Genomic DNA, 18,270 nt, shown 5'->3' with positions numbered 1-18,270 from the left:
ATGAAGCACGTTGCCTAAATCACGGCAGTCATTTTTTATTTCTATCCTTCGCGAATGAAAAAATCTGCACTTTATCTTTTCTTTTTCATGTTTTCAGCATTTGCAAAAGCCCAAACTTTTAATGGTAGAGGAGGCATCATTCCCGACAATGGCCCTGTGGTATTTTTTCCAAGTGTTGTTAGTGGCCTTTCTAGTAATGTTATTGATAGCGCATTTGGTGTTGAGTCTGTTTGTATTAATATAAATCATAACAACGATAATCAATTGACTATTCAACTGGTAGCGCCCGATGGCACTGTTATAGACTTATCAAAGTATAATGGAGGCACAGGGAATAACTATACCAACACATGCTTTTCCGGCTCTGCCACAACTAATATAAAAAACGGTGCAGCCCAGTTTACGGGCAACTACAAAGCAGAAGATAATTTAGGTAATGTAAATAATAATCAAAATGGAAATGGTACGTGGCAATTGAAAGTAGAAGATCATAACCTGTTTTCAACTGGTTCGGTAGTTTCGTGGAATATTAAGTTTAGCAATGCTCCTGCTTATCCGGCATTATTTAAATCTTCTAATCGGCCAATTGCAATTATTAATACCAATGGACAAACTATAGTTGATAATCCTAAAAAGATTGTGCACATGGGTATAATAGATAATGGTGTAGAAGTAAGAAACTACTTGACCGACCCGTTTAATAATTACAATGGAAACATAGCCATTGAAATTCGTGGTAGTTGGTCACAAACCTTTGCGCAAAAACAATACGCATTCGAAACGGTTGATGCTACTAATATGGAAACCGATACCATGGTGCTTGCAATGCTGGCTCAAAGTGATTGGATATTATACGCCCCCTACAATGATAAAACTTGTATGCGCAATGTGCTTGCATATGATATTGCAAATAGAACAGGGCACTATGCATCGCGCACACGCTTTTGCGAATTGATAATCAACAGTGAGTATTTGGGTATTTATGTGATGGAAGAAAAAGTAAAACGCGATTCAAACCGTGTAGATATTTCGAAAATGCTACCCACCGATACAGTCGGGAATGATGTTTCCGGTGGTTACATTGTAAAGATTGATAAAACTACAGGTGCCGGTGGCGCAGGTTGGAGTTCTAAATACGATGGTGTACCGGGAACAAAAATTTATTACCAGTATGAGTATCCTTCCGATATAAAGATAGTTGCAAAACAGAGCACTTATATTCAAGCATATATCGATACGTTTGAACGAGCACTGTTTTCTTCATGGTTTTTGAATACCGATAGTGGTTACAAAAATTATATTGATGTGCAATCATTTGTCGACTATTTAAACGGAACGAAGCATGTAAGAATGTGGATGCATATCGCATCAATACTTTTTTATGCAAGAAGAAAAATACGAAAGGCGGAAAATTATTTGTTGGCCCTGCATGGGATTACAACATTGCATTTTGGAATGCTGATTATTGCGAAGGATATTTAACCTCCGGTTGGCAATATCAATACAACATTATTTGCGGCACGAAGGGTGGCGACAATGTTCCCTTTTGGTGGACAAAAATGTTGCAAGACCCAACCTATAAAGACATGCTAAAATGCCGATGGACACAACTGCGCCAATCAACCTTGCACACCGATGCATTGCTGAATCAAATTGATACAATGGCCACGCTGCTTAACGAAGCAAAGGATAGGCATTTTGCCAAATGGCCGGTGCTGGGTATTGCCTTGTGGGCAAATCCACTACCAGTAGCAAATGATTATGTAGGCGAAATAACAAACATGAAAACTTATATACAGCAACGATTACTATGGTTAGATGTTAACATGCCCGGCACTTGCACCGGACTTGCCGTGGCAGAAAAAAATAATGACACACAACAAATTAAAGTGTATCCTAATCCGTTTGCCGATAAATTTAGCTTTACTTTTAATATTGCTAAACCGGGAAAAGTACATTGTGAAATTAATGATAGTGCAGGCAAAGTGCTTTATTCTAATTTGGAAACGTATACAACTACCGGTATACAGATTTTTGTGGTAAATAATTTTTCTCGTGGCTCAGGAGTTTACTTTCTAAAAATTAAAACGAACGAAGATGTGAGCACAAGTAGGATTGTGAGCGGGCAGCTTTAATTTATGTTACACAGAGCAGCGTCTGTTTCGATAAATTGTATGACAAGAAATTATTAACCTTAAAAAAAACTTATTTGGGCTTTTTGTCGAAAGTGTTTTTAGAGAAGTTTTTTCCTGCAACCATAAAGAAGTATACGACTATAATTCGGCCAAAAAATTAAAAAGGGATACAGCGATGTAACTGCGCGGATAAATAAAGATTAATAAGAATTGTAACGAATAAATTATGCGAAGTGCGAATATCACTTATCTTCCAATCTCTCCCTTGGCCTGCATCAACTTAAAGCGATTGTTTTCATATTGAATAATCTGATCGCCAATAACCTCGTTGGCACGATTCGCACTCAGGAACCAACTGAATTCAACATTGCTCTTTCCACTTTGCAATTCAATAACGTCAAATCCATATTGAGTTTCGTTAGTTACATATACTCCTTTGCAATCTCCTTTTAGTTGTATAAAAACTTCCATAGGATGCGCCTCGTCTACTTTAATATTGCGTGCTAAAGTGGAGTCGATATTAATATGAGCTTTACCATTTACTAATTGACCTCGTCCGAAATCCTGTAACAAAACTTCAGGCGTTTCGGGAGCCGACATAATGCGAAGGTTGCCCGTATTATCTTTTACAAGTGTAGAAACGGTGCCAAGCCCGATTACTTTATATACAGTATTATTTATTAGTGCAGCTACCGAAGTAACTGCCATGTTTACATTGCTTACATTTGTTTGACGTACATAAAATATACCACCATCATGGTCGGTTGCAGTATTGCCATCTTCAAAACTACTGGCATTTATACCGTGCCCAGCACCGGCAGCTTGTACTCCTATACCCGGCTTGAAATTGGTGACATAACCGGGAGGTAAAGGTGGGTTCAATGAAAAAGTTACACCTGGAATACTGGTAGCAGTATTGGCAGTAAAAATTCCTGATGTACCTGTAGTACTTGAATTAACACCAACTACAGTTGCTGAGTTGGTTGAACTTGCATTAATACCAATACCAGTTCCGGATTGTACCACTTCGAGTGCTGTGTTTGCATTGGAACCACTCGATAAAACAATACGACTACCAACGCCCGAGGTACCATTGCGTGTTATAAGCGAACCATACCCTGCTGTGCCACCATGGGTTATATTAAGACCATCTCCTGTTGAGCTGGCAGGCATAGTAAGTGTGATGCCACTTCCTGTGATGTTTGTTCTTATCAGGTTAATGCTGGTGCCTGTTCCTTTATGATTGATGAGTAACCCTTCGTTGGTATTGATAGTACTATCAATGTCTATATGCATTCCTCTGCCTCTTGCTTTTTGTTGTAAGTAGAATCCGGTTGCCGTGCTTGATGGTGTAAGCATTTGCAAATTCATACCTTGGCCAACGGTTGCATTTTGCATTACCAATCTGAATCCGACTCCTACACCATTGAAATTTGTCAGATTCATGCCATTGCCTTGCCCGTTATTTTGCAAAATTAAAGTAGGGTTTGCATTGGCGGCATTTACTGTATTTAATTTCAAAACATATCCTCCTGTGCCGGAGTTATTAGTTAATTCGGCAGTGTTACCGGTGCCACTGGTAATAAAGTTGGCCGTAATACTGTCTTGCGATGTTACACGTAAACCTACGGTATTGCCGGTTACTGCATTGATATGTGTTAATGCCGATGGAGTATTTGTATTAATACCCAGCAAGCCTGTATTCTTTAGCCATACACGCGGCACATTATTAGTGCGCATTATAAAATCAAAATTATTAAGCGACCCAATAAACTCTGTACCAACTAAGGTGTTGCCCACCAATCGCCATGCTGTAGTATCTGCAAGTGCCGAAAAATTGCGCCACTGTGGTGCCACTCCTGGCCCCATGGATGTTAATACCTGATTGTTTATTCCGGGCAAATTGCCAGGCATAAAAGCATTATCCAATCGCAAGTTTCCATTTACATGCAAACGCTCAGTTGGAGCGGCTGTGTTAATTCCAACAAATCCTTGAGTAGCACCCGCTATTCCAATCACACGCATACGTTCAACATTGTTGGTGCGTGTTATAAAATCAAAGGCATTTAATGTTCCAATAAAATTTGCTGAGGAAATGGTGTTGCCTATCAATCGCCAATTGGTTGTATCAGCCAATGCAGTATAGTTTCGCCATACAGGCGCAACGCCCGCCCTTGCGACAAAAGTAATTGACTGCTAGTGCCGGCAGTATTGCCAGGCATAAAAGCATTATCCAATCGCATGTTTCCATTTACATGCAAACGCTCGGTAGGTGCTGCTGTATTAATTCCAACAAATCCTTGAGTAGCACCCGCTATTCCAATCACACGCATACGTTCAACATTGTTGGTGCGTGTTATAAAATCAAAGGCATTTAATGTTCCAATAAAATTTGCTGAGGTAATGGTATTGCCTATCAATCGCCAATTGGTTGTATCAGCCAATGCAGTATAGTTTCGCCATACAGGGGCAACGCCCGCCCCTTGCGACAAAAGTAATTGACTGCTAGTGCCGGCAGTATTGCCAGGCATAAAAGCATTATCCAATCGCATGTTTCCATTTACATGCAAACGCTCGGTAGGTGCTGCTGTATTAATTCCAAAAACCTTGAGTAGCACCCGCTATTCCAATCACACGCATACGTTCAACATTGTTGGTGCGTGTTATAAAATCAAAGGCATTTAATGTTCCAATAAAATTTGCTGAGGTAATGGTATTGCCTATCAATCGCCAATTGGTTGTATCAGCCAATGCAGTATAGTTTCGCCTACAGGCGCAACGCCCGGCCCTTGCGACAAAAGTAATTGACTGCTAGTGCCGGCAGTATTGCCAGGCATAAAAGCATTATCCAATCGCATGTTTCCATTTACATGCAAACGCTCGGTAGGTGCTGCTGTATTAATTCCAACAAACCTTGAGTAGCACCCAGCTATTCCAATCACACGCATACGTTCAACATTGTTGGTGCGTGTTATAAAATCAAAGGCATTTAATGTTCCAATAAAATTTGCTGAGGAAATGGTGTTGCCTATCAATCGCCAATTGGTTGTATCAGCCAATGCAGTATAGTTTCGCCATACAGGCGCAACGCCCGCTCCTTGCGACAAAAGTAATTGACTGCTAGTGCCGGCAGTATTGCCAGGCATAAAAGCATTATCCAATCGCATGTTTCCATTTACATGCAAACGCTCGGTAGGTGCTGCTGTATTAATTCCAAAAAATCCTTGAGTAGCACCCGCTATTCCAATCACACGCATACGTTCAACATTGTTGGTGCGTGTTATAAAATCAAAGGCATTTAATGTTCCAATAAAATTTGCTGAGGTAATGGTGTTGCCTATCAATCGCCAATTGGTTGTATCAGCCAATGCAGTATAGTTTCGCCATACAGGCGCAACGCCCGCTCCTTGCGACAAAAGTAATTGACTGCTAGTGCCGGCAGTATTGCCAGGCATAAAAGCATTATCCAATCGCATGTTTCCATTTACATGCAAACGCTCGGTAGGTGCTGCTGTATTAATTCCAACAAATCCTTGAGTAGCACCCGCTATTCCAATCACACGCATACGTTCAACATTGTTGGTGCGTGTTATAAAATCAAAGGCATTTAATGTTCCAATAAAATTTGCAGAAGTAATGCTGTTGCCAATAAGACGCCAGTTAGTAGAATCGCTAATTGCATTTAGGTTGCGCCATTGAGGTGCAACACCAGGTCCAAGTGACATTAGGAATTCTCCATTTGCTCCGGGTAAATTATTTGGCATAAAGGCATTGTCTATTCGCAATGTTCCATTCACATGTAATTTTTGAGTTGGGGTTGCTATACCAATACCTACATTTTGAGCTATACTTTCAAAATAGCTAAGAATACAAAAAAAGGCAACCATGCCCGATACAATTTTCTTCATTTCTTTACTTAAATAAAACAGAGCCGCTTACCGCTGCACCAACAATTTTACTGAGTGTAAAGTTGAAGCGCCATCTGTTATCCGAATCATATATGCAGCAGGTGCTAACGATTGTAAGTTAAGCACCAGCGTTTTATCTTTTATTAGATGCTCACGCTGCACAGCTTGTGCTGCAACAACTTTGCCAAGCATATCTACAAATTCAATTCTAAAATCATTAGTAATCATTTCTTCTTTTAGCACCGTAATGTGTAACGTGGTATTATCAGAAGCCGGATTAGGATATAGATTTATTGCCATGATTGCATTTGTTGTAAGATTTACAACACGTACATTCGAGTATTTAATTGATCCATCCGTTTTATGTATTTTAAGGCGATAGTATGTGAGTCCTAAGTATGGAGAGAAATCAATGGTTGCATAATTGGTAGTCGATTTGGCGTTTCCTTTGGCATTTACTTTTTCAAGGAAACTGAAAGTATAATTATCGCGCGAGCGTTCAACATCATAATATAGTACATCATCTTCGCTCGCCACAGTCCATGTTATATCAGTTTTTTTTTCGCTATTAAGAATGGCATCAAAGGCAAGTAATTCTATAGGTAAGGGTTGATCTTTTTCTACTAATACCCATGCTACATTGTAGGCATTAACGCCAGTTATGGATACTGTGTTGGCGCTGGTATTGCAAGTTCCGGCAGGCGCTTGCACCCATCCGGCTACACCATTGTGTCTTTGGGCACCCAGATTAGCTTCGGTAATGGTATTGGTACTACCACCGCTACCATCCCATTCGCTATCGCGATAAGTAAACGTCATGGTTGATAATGGTAAAGTACCATAGTTGGCCGAAGTCATTGGCCACCAGCGATCGTTAAGGCTTTGCGAATTTTCGAGTCCACTCCAAAGTTGTATGGTGCTTGGCACAGGAGGAGGCAAAGGACGATTGTTTGGTGTAACGTTGGTGGTGGTTGGATAGGTAGCTGCCATAATATTGCCCGTTGCGCCAACCCCGGCTGTAGTTATATTTATGGTAAGAGGCAGGTAATTGGAAGTGGTAGCATTGCCAAATGGAAATACATAACTGCCGGTACCGGTGCCAATATTCCATTGAATATTGCCATAGCCCGAAGCAGGAGGTGTTTCGCTAATAATAAAACCGGTAGTGCGGGTTATAGCTCCTGTACCGGCATTGGCCACTGTAAGGGTTCTTGTATTTAAATCAAGATTGCGTGTACCTAATGATAATACACCTACTGGGGTTACATACGCTCCTCCAACAATGGTGTTTATTAAAAGTGTTTTTGTGCCTGTTCCATTTAGTTGTAAGTTATTAAATGCAGTGGTGTTAGTGCCACCAATGGTTTGGTTGACGCCATTCAGCGATACGGTACCGGTCGTTGTACCAAAGCAATTATTGGCAGAATTATGTATCCAATTGCCCGAAAGTTCGATGGTGCCATTATTATCAAAACGACCCAGGTTTTGATTTTGAATATCGCCTTGCACGGTAACTGTTACTCCCGGCTGCACGGTAACAATCACATTGTCCGTTGTCCATAATTGAGCATTGCACTGTAAGGATGCAATCAAAATCGTAATAACTTTAAATAAATACTTTTTCATCTAAAAGAAAATGCTTTGTTTGAAGTTGTAAATATAAAATAATTCTTGCCTCACAAACAATAAGGTCAAACATTTATGCCCAAAAAGGCTGCAAGTAAGGGACTTTCAGCTATTTTTCTTTCAACAGATTAAAAACTAATTGTTCAAAATCATTTTTAAAGTCAATAAAATGTTTGCCAGTTGCCGGCCCGCTAAATCCAGTATGTATTTTTCGTGCCCGTCCTTTTTTGTCAATTACAATGGTTGTAGGGTAACCTAACACGGCATTTAGCATGGGCAAAGCTTTAGAGGCTTCCTCCTTAGCGGCTTTGCCGGCAAGCAAAATTTCGTATTCAAGGCCAAAGCGGTTTCGTATACGTTGTACATTGGCTATGAACTTGGTTAGGCTAGTGTCTTTTTCAAAAGCCAAACCAATTATTTCAATTCCCTGATTCTTGTTTTTAGTATAAAATGAAGACAGGTACTCGGCTTCGTCCATACAGTTGGGGCACCAGGTACCCATAATGGTGATAATGATGACTTTGTTTTTGTACCGTTGGTCGCGGTTGCTTACGGTAATTCCCTTTTCATTAGGGAAGGAAAAATCAATGGTGCTATAACCTTTTTTAAGATAAGTAAGTTCATAAGCGCTTGGCAGTGCAACCGTATCATTGGCATAAGCTACAAATGGTTCGCTGTGGTGTATGCCCGAATAGAAGGTGCCACATATACTATCGCCATTAATTTTTGCTAAAAATAAAAATGCATGAGCACCATCAAAGCACGACAGCTTTAGGCTATCATTATCTGCCACGCCTTCCAGAAAGCGGTAATCGCCTGTGGTAGTAAGAAATGTGGCACGAATAATTTTCCCATTTTGAGAAATTATGGCAACCGCTTTCGATTCATCTGGCGTGCCTTTGCTGAACTGGGTAATATATTTTTTTTGCAATACCGGAGCAGGTGTACGATGATTGAATTCGAAACGTGTATGATTATCATACTCTGCAGTAAATGGAATTTGATTTAGTGTTGTCCGGTTATGATTGATGTAAATGCCGGTCATTTTTTTGCTTGTAAGCTGTGCTCTTATTTCCGAATCAAACAATGGCATTCGAATAAAAATGGAATCACCTTCTATACGATAGTCATCTATTTTTATGCGCTCTTCTGCATTTATAATTTCAATAGTGGTTTTATCTCCATCTTCATGAATATCCATTATAAAGGGTAGCTCATTTCCACCAGACAGGGATAGAACTGCGCGCCAGTAACCAATAATAAGTGCTGTTTTTAACATGCCATAAAGATATGTTATTTCAACAAAAGGAAATGGATTTCATCTGTTGGAGTTTGAAAAACGTTAGCGTACAGACCTCTTTTTTTTAACGCCAAAAATTATTTTTATGATATATATCATATTGAAACATGATACAAACACAGGTTATCACATGAGCATTGCAATTTTTTTTGCAGGATATAATATCATACACCCCGGTGGCAATAAATTTAGTTACATTTATCGAAAGATTGTAGATGAAGAGTGCAATAGAAAAGCAAAACCTTTTGGAAGCGTTGTTTATCAATGTTACCGAAAGTATCATAGTAACCGGGCAAAGTGGAGACATTCAATTAATAAATCCGGCTACTGAGCGACTGTTTCAATATACCCAGGAAGAATTGGTAGGTAAAACAGTAGAATGCCTTATACCTGCGCGTTTTGCCGGGAATCATGCTGCACATAGAGGTAAGTATAATACCAACCCTCACTCGCGTTCGATGGGTTTAGGCATAGACTTGTTTGCAAAGCGAAAGGATGGCAGCGAGTTCCCTATTGAAATTAGTTTGTCGCCATTTACTGCTGGCACCGATAAGTATGTCATTGCATTCCTGGTGGATATTACCCTGCGTAAGAAAGCAGAACAACGAATAATTGAGAATAAAGCAGAGCTTGAAATGCTTACCGGTGAATTGCGTGCATCAAACGAACGGCTCGAAATAAAAGTAAGCGACCGTACTAAAGTGTTGAGTGAAGCGCTTGGTCAGTTAGAAAAATCGAAAGATGAATTGAAGATTGCGTTAGCTAAAGAAAAGGAATTGAACGAACTAAAAACAAGATTTATTTCGATGGCATCGCATGAGTTCAGAACACCGCTTACAACCATCTTGTCATCGGCATCGCTCATTGGAGAATATCAGACTACCGAACAACACGAAAAAAGGGAGAAGCATGTAAGCAGGATAAAATCGGCAGTAAATAACCTTAATGATATACTAAGCGATTTTCTGTCTATTAGTAAAATTGAAGAAGGGAAAGCATATGCTGAACCAACCATGTTTAATTTACATGACCTTGCCAGCGAAATAAAAAGCGATATATCGGGCTTACTAAAGCTAGGGCAACATATAGAATTAGAATATTCAGGGGCCACCGAAATTTATTCGGATAAGAAAATGTTACGAAACATCATTATTAATTTGCTTAGTAACGCCATAAAATTTTCTGACGAAAACAAACCAATTGAATTGCAAATAAACACAGGTGCAGATATCACAAAATTGAGTATTAGAGATTATGGAATGGGTATTAGCAACGAAGATAAGAAACACTTGTTCGAGCGTTTTTTCAGAGGAAAGAATGCTCTTAATGTGCAAGGTACAGGGCTCGGCTTAAACATTGTAGCTAATTATGTTGAGTTGTTGAATGGGTATATCGAAATTGAAAGTGAATTGAATAAGGGAACTTGCATTGCCATTACGCTAGAAAATAAACAGCCACAAAGCAGAAGTTGAATCAAGTATCTAACCCCCGGTAATGTACATGTAAAGAATAATGTACTACTCAGATAAGATGACTCATAATTAAAAAACGAGATTAGATTTTAAGCTGCAAGATTGTTTACTAAGGATAAAAAAATGTTATATGATGATAAAAATACTGTTAATAGAAGATAATAAAGAAGTGCGGGAGAATACTGCCGAAATTCTTGAACTTGCCGGTTACGAAGTAGCTACTGCAGCCGAAGGTAAGCAAGGTGTAGAGCAAGTATTGCAGCATAAGCCCGACTTGATTATTTGCGATATCATGATGCCCGTATTGGATGGTTATGGCGTGTTGCATATGCTCAGCAAGAACATCGATACGGCTTCTATACCATTTATATTTTTAACAGCAAAGGCTGAGCGGAGCGATATGCGAAAAGGTATGGAAATGGGTGCCGATGATTATATAACCAAACCATTTGACAAAATTGAATTACTGAATGCAGTAGAAAGCAGACTGAAAAAAATTGAGCACCTTAAGCGAGAATATTCAAATGATCTGGAAGGGATTTCGGGATTCATAGGAGATATACGCGGCAAGGATGCGTTAGAAAAATTTGTGGCAGGCCGAAAGATTAATCAATATAAGAAAAAGCAGCACATATATCTGGAAGGTAATTACCCACTGGGAATTTACTTTATCAATAAGGGCAAAGTAAAAGTATATAAGATACACGAACATGGACGCGAGTTTGTAACTTCGCTGCTGCGCGAGGGCGAGTTTTTTGGATATAGCAGTTTGTTTGAAGATAGTATGTATGGCGAATCGGCACAAGCACTAGAAGATAGCGAGATTACCTTTTTGCCTAAAGAGGATGTTACTTCACTCATATTTAGTAATCGCGAAGTGGCGCGAAGGTTTATGCATATACTTACCAATAACATTAATGAACATCAGGAAAAACTTATTGAACTTGCTTATAGCAGTGTACGCAAACGTGTAGCCGAAGCACTTATACAATTGCGCAACAGATATCAAAAAGATAAAGACGCAGTATTTAGCATAGCTATATCGCGAGATGATCTGGCAAGTATAGCCGGCACAGCCACCGAAAGTCTGATACGAACTCTCAGCGATTTTAAAGAAGAAAGGCTTATAGAAATTTCAGCAGGAAAAATTGTGCTGCTTAATGAGAGAAAATTGGCCGAGATGAAAAATTAATAAAAGCCGACAACATCAACAAAAAGTAAAGTATGAATACCCATCTGATAAATAAATTTATAGCAACTTCCGAATTGCGCAGCAGGTTAGTATCGTATGGCATTTCTAAAACCTATGAGGAAGGCGATATTATCGTTAACGAGAATGCGTATATACGCGCTATACCCATTGTGCTTCGGGGTGTTATAAGAGTAACACAGGCCGATGATGAAAATCATGAAATATTACTTTACTATATATTGCCAGGCGAAAGTTGCATAATGTCATTTCTTGGAGGTATGCATCACGAAACAAGCAAAATAAAAGCCATTGCCGATGAACCCACAGAAATACTTCTTATTCCTATTGAGAAAGTAAGTAAACTTATTGCGGAGTTTCCCGAATGGCTTGATTATATTTTCAGGTTATACCACAAACGATTTGAAGAATTACTGGAAGTGGTAAACTCGATAGCATTTAAAAAGTTAGATCAGCGCTTGCACGAAACACTTGTTCGAAAAAGCGAAATAAACAACCGACAGCCCATACAGCTTACTCACGAGCAACTGGCATCGGAACTTGGTACTGCACGTGTGGTTGTTTCCCGTTTATTAAAACAAATGGAAACGGAGGGCCTTATTCAGCTGGGGCGAAATAAAATTACAGTTATGTAACAAAAGTTGCTGTATGGCAATTTTACTTAGTGAATCTTTGCATCAATAAATAAAGTTTAAGTCTAACATTTAAAATCAAAAAAAATGAAACCAAATATGGGTACTGCCGATAAGGCAATTCGAATCTTAGTAGCTTTAGCAATTGCAGGTTTGTATTATGCTAATATTATTTCAGGCACAGTAGCAATCGTTTTGCTAGTCTTGGCTGTAGTTTTTGTGCTTACAAGTTTAATTAGTTTTTGTCCATTGTATTTTCCATTCGGAATCTCTACACGTAAAAAGTAATCAAGTAAAAAATCATGATTGATACATTGAAACAAATGTTGGGTATTGGCCCAACAATTGATTTTGCCGAGTTAAAAAATCAAGGCGCCCAGATTATAGATGTACGCTCACCCGGTGAGTATGCACAAGGTCATATACATGGCAGCATAAATATTCCTTTGCAAAATCTGCCAAAGCAACTATCCAAAATTAATAAGGATAAGCCGGTAATTACCTGTTGTGCTTCGGGTATGCGCAGTGCTACTGCCAAAGGTATTTTTCAATCACATGGATTTGCTCAGGTGCACAATGGCGGAGGATGGCAAGGGTTGAAAAGTAAACTTGAAAAATAGTGGACAAAGCACATTTGTATCAAGACCAAGTTTCTTGCCATTGCCGAAAATTCAAAATCGTAATTCGCTTCATTCACATACAATGCAAAAGGCAAGCTGGTGCAAGTAAATGGTAAGTTCAAAATGGCCAAAGTTATTTTAGAGTAAATCGTAATCATTAAACATAAAAGTGATTAAAAAAAGACAGAATGCATGTTGCAAAAATCAGAAGGTGCTTGTCTTATTTCTAATTCGATAACATTCGTAATAATCATACACACAAAAATAGGCGTAGTAAAAAATAAATAAGAAATGCAACCAACGTTTTCACAAGTAATACAAAGCCCAACGCCCACCCTTGTCGATTTTTATGCAGATTGGTGTGGTCCATGCAAGCAGATGAAGCCAATACTTGTTGAGCTTAAATCAAAAATGGGAGATGCCATTAAAATTATTAAAGTTGATGTTGACAGCGCTCAGGCAGCAGCGCAAACGTATAACATACAGAGTATACCTACCTTGATTCTTTTTAAAAACGGAAGTATTGTGTGGCGTAAATCCGGAGTGGTTGCAGCACAGCAACTGGAGCAAATTATACAACAACATTTATAAGGAGCCATGCTAAAAAATTTCTTTTACTCGGTACTGTGGAATAAATGCCCCCGATGTCATGTTGGCCGGGTTTTCAAATTTCCTAACGCGTATAATCTTTCTACCTTTGATAAGATGCATGATAACTGCACTTGTTGTAATGAAACATATCATAAGGAGCCGGGGTTTTATTATGGTGCTATGTATGTTAGCTATGCACTTATGGTAGGGTGGTTTTTAATTACATGGGGCATAAATGCATGGCTGTTTAATGCCGGAGTATGGACCTACCTCAGTTTGGTAAGTTTAAGTATCATATCATTTGCTCCACTAACTTTTAGAATATCGCGTTTGGTGTGGCTCAACTTTTTTGTTTCGTACGATGCCTCCAAAAAACAATGCGCGCCTAAACCCTAAGGTTAATAGATGTCGTGTTCTTCAGGGTCTTCCTTTTCTATTTTAAAATGCTTTGCTAATTGTTCGCCTTCTTCGTTTTGTTGATCGAGCGTCCAGTCATCAGTTTTTGATGTTTCAAGCCACACGTTACCCGACTTGCGAAATACCTGAACACATAAACCAAAATTTTTGAAAAAATGTGTTTCAAATTCTCCTACGGTAATAGTGGTATCAAAATGAAACTCAAAGTTATCGGGTTTAGATTGAATGCGGCCTAAAGATTCATTTCTACTTATTAATTTATCTTTTGTAAATCCTATTCCTTTAACACATGGGTTTTTAAAAAACTCTATCCGCAGAAATGGAAAAATTCTGTTGAACTCTCGCTTTAATTCAAAAGTTGTTTTTGTTGTTTTTATCAAAAGTGTGTGATTCATGTTGCTGTATTATTTATTTAGTAAAACTAATTCAGGGCTGAATTTTATAATTTTTTCTACACCGCCATCTACGTTTACTATGTGGTTAATTCCATTTGCTTTTAATATAGAAGCAGCAATCATAGAACGGTATCCACCTTTGCAAAACAGCAAATAGTTGCGGTCGGGTGTAAATTCGTCCAAGATGCTTTGAAGCTCGCCCAATGGTTTTGTGTAAACGCGGTTGATGGTTGCTTGTTTAATCTCGGCAGGTCTTCGCACATCAATAAGCGTATACTCAGGGTTTTCGTAATAAAAGAAGAAATCACTTGCATCAATATTTTCCACTGTATTTATAGGCAGCCCTGTTTTGAGCCATGCGTTAAATCCACCATTCAGATATCCTTTCACCTGCTCATACCCTATGCGTGCAAGGCGGGTTACGGCTTCAGCTTCGGTTCCCAAATCAGTAACAAGTAAGATTGGTTTGTCAATGTCGATGAGCGTTCCTACCCAAGGAGCAAACTCACCTTGCAGACCTATGTTGATGGCTCCGGGAATAAAACCTTCGGCAAATTCTGCTGCTTTACGTGTATCAATTATTATTGCTCCCTGCTCTTGCTCTTGTCTAAAATTATCAATCGAAAGTGCTTTGCAATTATTTAGCAACAACTCATCAAAACTCCGATAGCCTTGTTTGTTTATTCCTGCATCTTTAAAGAAGTATGCCGGAGGTGTAGCAAGACTGCCGGCAACAATTTCGATAAACTGTTCACGACTCATGGGTTGCAATGCATAATTATTTTTTTTCTGCTCACCAATGGTGGAGTGTTTTTCGATGCCAAGATTTTTGCCACAAGCCGAACCCGCTCCATGACCGGGATAAACAATCACCTCATCATCTAAATCCATTATTACATTCGTAAGTGAATCATACAGTTGAGAAGCAAGCTCCTCTTTGCTTAACATTCCACTCATCAAATCAGGTCTGCCAACATCACCAACAAACAGAGTGTCCCCAGTAAATACAGCATAGTCCTGCCCTAACTCGTTCATAAGTAAAAAGCACGAAGACTCAATCGTGTGGCCAGGGGTATGCAACAATTGTATCGAGCAATTGCCTAATGTAAAAATTTCGTGGTGCTTGCCCACGTAAGCACGATAGTGTGGTTGCGCATTAGGACCAAACACAATGGTAGCTCCGCTCATGTCACCAATATCAACATGCCCTGATACAAAGTCTGCATGAAAATGTGTTTCGAAAATATATTGTATACGTGCATTACGCGACTTTGCCAGTCTTAAATACGGCCCGGGCTCGCGCATAGGATCTATTATTGCTGCTTCTCCTTCCGATTCAATATAGTAACTCGCTTGTGAAAGACATCCGGTATATATTTGCTGTATGAACATCGTGTTTTTTTTAATGGCCAAAGATTGATTAATTCAATTTGTAATAAGATGATAAAAGTCAGTTTGCAATAAGACTATTCTCAACTTCGGAGTTTCTAAAGCACAATATCATTGCCGTGTAATTTAGTCTATGCCAAAAGTAGTTGAACAAGAGTTGTGTTTTCATTGTGGTGCTATATGCCAGGATGACGCCATTACTGCAGATGAAAAAACATTTTGCTGTAACGGATGCATACTCGTATACGAAGTGTTGCGCGAAAACAACCTATGCAGTTATTATGAGTACCAGAAGCAACCCGGCATAAAAACCGCCTTGCGCGATGACAGGCGTTTCAGATATCTTGATGAAAAATGGGCAGCCGAAAAACTGGTTCAATACCGAAATGGAAGCTTGGTATATCTTACCTTTTTTATTCCTGCAATGCATTGCAGCAGCTGCATTTGGTTGCTCGAAAATTTCAGAAGACTTAATAAAGGCATTGTCGAAAGCAAAGTAAATTTTCTGTGCAAAGAATTAAAAATTGTTTTTGACGAACGTCAAACAACACTGCGACAGGTAACAGAACAACTTGCCGCGGTGGGTTATGAACCCGCCATCAATTTAGATACTAACAGGAAAGAACAAACCATCTCAGCTAACCGTAGCAGAATTATTCGTATTGGTGTGGCCGGGTTTTGTTTCGGAAATATTATGATGCTGAGTTTTCCGGATTATTTTTCTGCGGGAAATTTAGCTGATGATAGCTTGAAATATTTCTTTAGCTACATGAGTTTACTCTTATCCTTGCCTGTTTTTATTTACAGCGCTTCCGAATTTTTTATTCAGTCATATCGCTCATTAAAGCATAAGCAGGTATCCATTGATGCGCCCATTGCGTTGGGCATTGCAGCTATCTTTATTCGCAGTGTATACGAAATACTTTCAGGCACCGGCACCGGATATTTAGACAGTGGCAGCGGGCTAATATTCTTTATGTTAATAGGGCGCTGGTTTCAGGACTTTACATTTGAGTCTCTTTCATTTAGCCGCGATTACAAATCGTATTTTCCAATTTCAGTTACTACGCTTATTAATGGACTCGAAAAGGATGTTGCTGCCGACACGCTAAAAGTAGGCGACAGAATACTGATACGGCAACAGGAAATAATTCCGGTTGACGCTATCCTTCAAAGCAACATGGCCAATGTTGATTATGCCTTTGTTACCGGTGAAACAAATGCTGTGAAGCACGCCAGTGGCGAGCTGCTGTATGCAGGTGCCAAAAATTGTGGAGGAATGATTGAGTGTCTTGTGTCGCGCGAAATGGCCAAGGGATACATTACGCAATTGTGGAGTGAACACATGCAAAAGAATAACGAAAGCAAATTTGAAAAACTCGTTCATCTGATAAGCAAATGGTTTATTGTAGTTACCATAGTTGTAGCCATAGTTGCCGCAATGGTATGGTGGCAGCAGGACAGGTTGCGCGCCATCAATGCCTTTACCGCTGTGCTTGTTATTGCATGCCCTTGTGCCCTTGCATTATCAGCTCCTTTCACTTTTGGCAACATGATGCGCATTTTGGCAAAAAGCAAAATATACCTGCGCAGCCATAAAGTAATTGAACAACTTGCCGATATATCATATATTATTTTTGATAAAACCGGCACCCTCACAACCTCAGGAGCATCGCATGTTAAGTATTTTGGCAAAGAGCTTTCTACCCATTACCAAAAATTAGTGTACAGCATTGCCAGGCAGTCATCGCATCCGCACAGTAAAGCAGTTGCCAATTCTTTACATCAAAAAGAGTTTTTACAGGTAACCAGTGTTAATGAGCAAAGTGGTTTCGGTATAGCAGGAATGGCCAATGGTACCGCTATAAAATTAGGAAATAAGCAATGGGTTGGCAACTCCGATGCCAATGCACCGCAAGGTTCTTGTGTGCATCTAAGCATCGAAAACAAGTACATGGGTTATTTTGAAATAAATAATAAGTATCGTGATGGCATTGCAGATATGATAAGCAAATTGAACGATGGCAGCTACAAACTTGCCTTGCTATCAGGCGACAATGACAACGAAAAAGAAAACCTTCAAAACATTTTTGGAAGTAAGGCGGGTATATGTTTCAATCAATTACCAAAAAATAAACGCGATTTTATTAAACAGGTGCAAGACGAAAACTATCAGGTAATGATGGTGGGCGATGGATTGAATGATGCAGGGGCTTTGATGCAAAGTAATGTGGGTATGTCTGTTTCTGAAAATACCAATGCCTTTACCCCTGCAAGCGATACCATCATAGATGCCTCTGCTATAAAACATATACCGGCACTGTTAACCTATGCCAAAGTATCCATGAGAATAATTGTGATAAGTTTTATAATTTCTCTGCTTTATAATGTAGTGGGTTTAAGTTTTGCGGTTACGGGCACCTTATCGCCATTGATAGCGGCCATACTCATGCCTATAAGCACCATTAGCCTGGTACTGTTTACAGTGGCAGCCAGTAGTTTGTATGCTCGCAGGTTAAAAATTGGCAAAAAAAATATCGAATAAACAATAGATGATAAAAGTCATATATATGTC

Annotated in this window: 17 protein-coding genes and 2 pseudogenes; 11 read left to right on the top strand and 8 right to left on the bottom strand. The window is 39.3% G+C overall.

Features of this window, described 5'->3' with window-relative positions; translation table 11 throughout:
• Nucleotides 1–54: 54 nt before the first annotated feature.
• From IPO27_06180 to IPO27_06170, 3 genes and pseudogenes are all read left to right on the top strand, one after another.
• Nucleotides 55–537, top strand: a pseudogene (locus IPO27_06180) (proprotein convertase P-domain-containing protein).
• Between the two features lie 108 nt (nt 538–645).
• Nucleotides 646–1,329 (top strand): annotated as a pseudogene (locus IPO27_06175) (CotH kinase family protein).
• Between the two features lie 23 nt (nt 1,330–1,352).
• A complete protein-coding gene (locus IPO27_06170) occupies nt 1,353–2,135 on the top strand; it encodes a CotH kinase family protein (protein ID MBK8846174.1) in 783 nt (260 codons plus the stop codon).
• A 246-nt stretch (nt 2,136–2,381) separates the two neighbouring features.
• On the opposite strand, the gene IPO27_06165 is transcribed toward IPO27_06170, so the two are convergent.
• The 6 genes from IPO27_06165 to IPO27_06140 form a co-directional block, all read right to left on the bottom strand.
• Entirely contained in the window at nt 2,382–4,271 is a 1,890-nt protein-coding gene (locus IPO27_06165; GenBank protein ID MBK8846173.1) for a hypothetical protein, read from the bottom strand.
• Complete coding sequence (locus tag IPO27_06160) at nt 4,244–4,753, bottom strand: hypothetical protein (protein MBK8846172.1); 510 nt, start codon at nt 4,751–4,753, stop codon at nt 4,244–4,246. The genes IPO27_06165 and IPO27_06160 overlap by 28 nt, the downstream gene beginning before the upstream one ends.
• The gene (locus IPO27_06155) at nt 4,728–4,886 is read right to left on the bottom strand and encodes a hypothetical protein (GenBank protein MBK8846171.1); all 159 of its coding nucleotides are present in this window, start codon (nt 4,884–4,886) and stop codon (nt 4,728–4,730) included. The genes IPO27_06160 and IPO27_06155 overlap by 26 nt, the downstream gene beginning before the upstream one ends.
• On the bottom strand, nt 4,859–6,043 hold the full coding sequence (locus IPO27_06150) for a hypothetical protein (protein ID MBK8846170.1): 1,185 nt from the start codon (nt 6,041–6,043) through the stop codon (nt 4,859–4,861). The genes IPO27_06155 and IPO27_06150 overlap by 28 nt, the downstream gene beginning before the upstream one ends.
• A 27-nt stretch (nt 6,044–6,070) precedes the next feature.
• Nucleotides 6,071–7,669 (bottom strand): T9SS type A sorting domain-containing protein, encoded by a 1,599-nt coding sequence (locus tag IPO27_06145; protein ID MBK8846169.1) that lies wholly within the window; start codon nt 7,667–7,669, stop codon nt 6,071–6,073.
• A 109-nt stretch (nt 7,670–7,778) separates the two neighbouring features.
• Nucleotides 7,779–8,948 carry a TlpA family protein disulfide reductase gene (locus IPO27_06140; GenBank protein ID MBK8846168.1) on the bottom strand — a complete coding sequence of 390 codons (1,170 nt, stop codon included), beginning with the start codon at nt 8,946–8,948 and terminating at the stop codon, nt 7,779–7,781.
• Between the two features lie 236 nt (nt 8,949–9,184).
• Here IPO27_06140 and IPO27_06135 point away from each other — a divergent pair, with 236 nt between their 5' ends.
• The 7 genes from IPO27_06135 to IPO27_06105 all read left to right on the top strand — a co-directional run bounded on the left by IPO27_06135 (nt 9,185) and on the right by IPO27_06105 (nt 13,890).
• Entirely contained in the window at nt 9,185–10,441 is a 1,257-nt protein-coding gene (locus IPO27_06135) for a PAS domain S-box protein (protein MBK8846167.1), read from the top strand.
• Between the two features lie 133 nt (nt 10,442–10,574).
• Nucleotides 10,575–11,633: a response regulator gene (locus IPO27_06130; GenBank protein MBK8846166.1), complete on the top strand. Its 1,059-nt coding sequence runs from the start codon at nt 10,575–10,577 to the stop codon at nt 11,631–11,633.
• 32 nt (nt 11,634–11,665) lie between these two features.
• The gene (locus tag IPO27_06125) at nt 11,666–12,286 is read left to right on the top strand and encodes a Crp/Fnr family transcriptional regulator (GenBank protein MBK8846165.1); all 621 of its coding nucleotides are present in this window, start codon (nt 11,666–11,668) and stop codon (nt 12,284–12,286) included.
• A gap of 84 nt (nt 12,287–12,370) precedes the next feature.
• Complete coding sequence (locus IPO27_06120; GenBank protein ID MBK8846164.1) at nt 12,371–12,571, top strand: DUF2892 domain-containing protein; 201 nt, start codon at nt 12,371–12,373, stop codon at nt 12,569–12,571.
• A gap of 14 nt (nt 12,572–12,585) precedes the next feature.
• Entirely contained in the window at nt 12,586–12,903 is a 318-nt protein-coding gene (locus IPO27_06115) for a rhodanese-like domain-containing protein (GenBank protein MBK8846163.1), read from the top strand.
• A gap of 291 nt (nt 12,904–13,194) precedes the next feature.
• A complete protein-coding gene (gene trxA, locus IPO27_06110; GenBank protein MBK8846162.1) occupies nt 13,195–13,494 on the top strand; it encodes a thioredoxin in 300 nt (99 codons plus the stop codon).
• Between the two features lie 6 nt (nt 13,495–13,500).
• Nucleotides 13,501–13,890 (top strand): DUF983 domain-containing protein, encoded by a 390-nt coding sequence (locus IPO27_06105; GenBank protein MBK8846161.1) that lies wholly within the window; start codon nt 13,501–13,503, stop codon nt 13,888–13,890.
• Between the two features lie 2 nt (nt 13,891–13,892).
• Here the strand turns inward: IPO27_06105 and IPO27_06100 are convergent, their stop codons facing one another.
• Entirely contained in the window at nt 13,893–14,306 is a 414-nt protein-coding gene (locus IPO27_06100) for a hypothetical protein (GenBank protein MBK8846160.1), read from the bottom strand.
• Between the two features lie 9 nt (nt 14,307–14,315).
• Entirely contained in the window at nt 14,316–15,698 is a 1,383-nt protein-coding gene (locus IPO27_06095; protein MBK8846159.1) for an MBL fold metallo-hydrolase, read from the bottom strand.
• 130 nt (nt 15,699–15,828) lie between these two features.
• Here IPO27_06095 and IPO27_06090 point away from each other — a divergent pair, with 130 nt between their 5' ends.
• On the top strand, nt 15,829–18,240 hold the full coding sequence (locus tag IPO27_06090; GenBank protein ID MBK8846158.1) for a heavy metal translocating P-type ATPase metal-binding domain-containing protein: 2,412 nt from the start codon (nt 15,829–15,831) through the stop codon (nt 18,238–18,240).
• The last annotated feature ends 30 nt before the right edge of the window (nt 18,241–18,270 follow it).

The sequence above is a fragment of the Bacteroidota bacterium genome (genome assembly GCA_016714535.1).
Lineage (GTDB): Bacteria > Bacteroidota > Bacteroidia > AKYH767-A > OLB10 > JADKFV01.
Note: the sequence above shows the minus strand (reverse complement) of the source record. Positions and strands in the feature narration are given on the sequence as shown.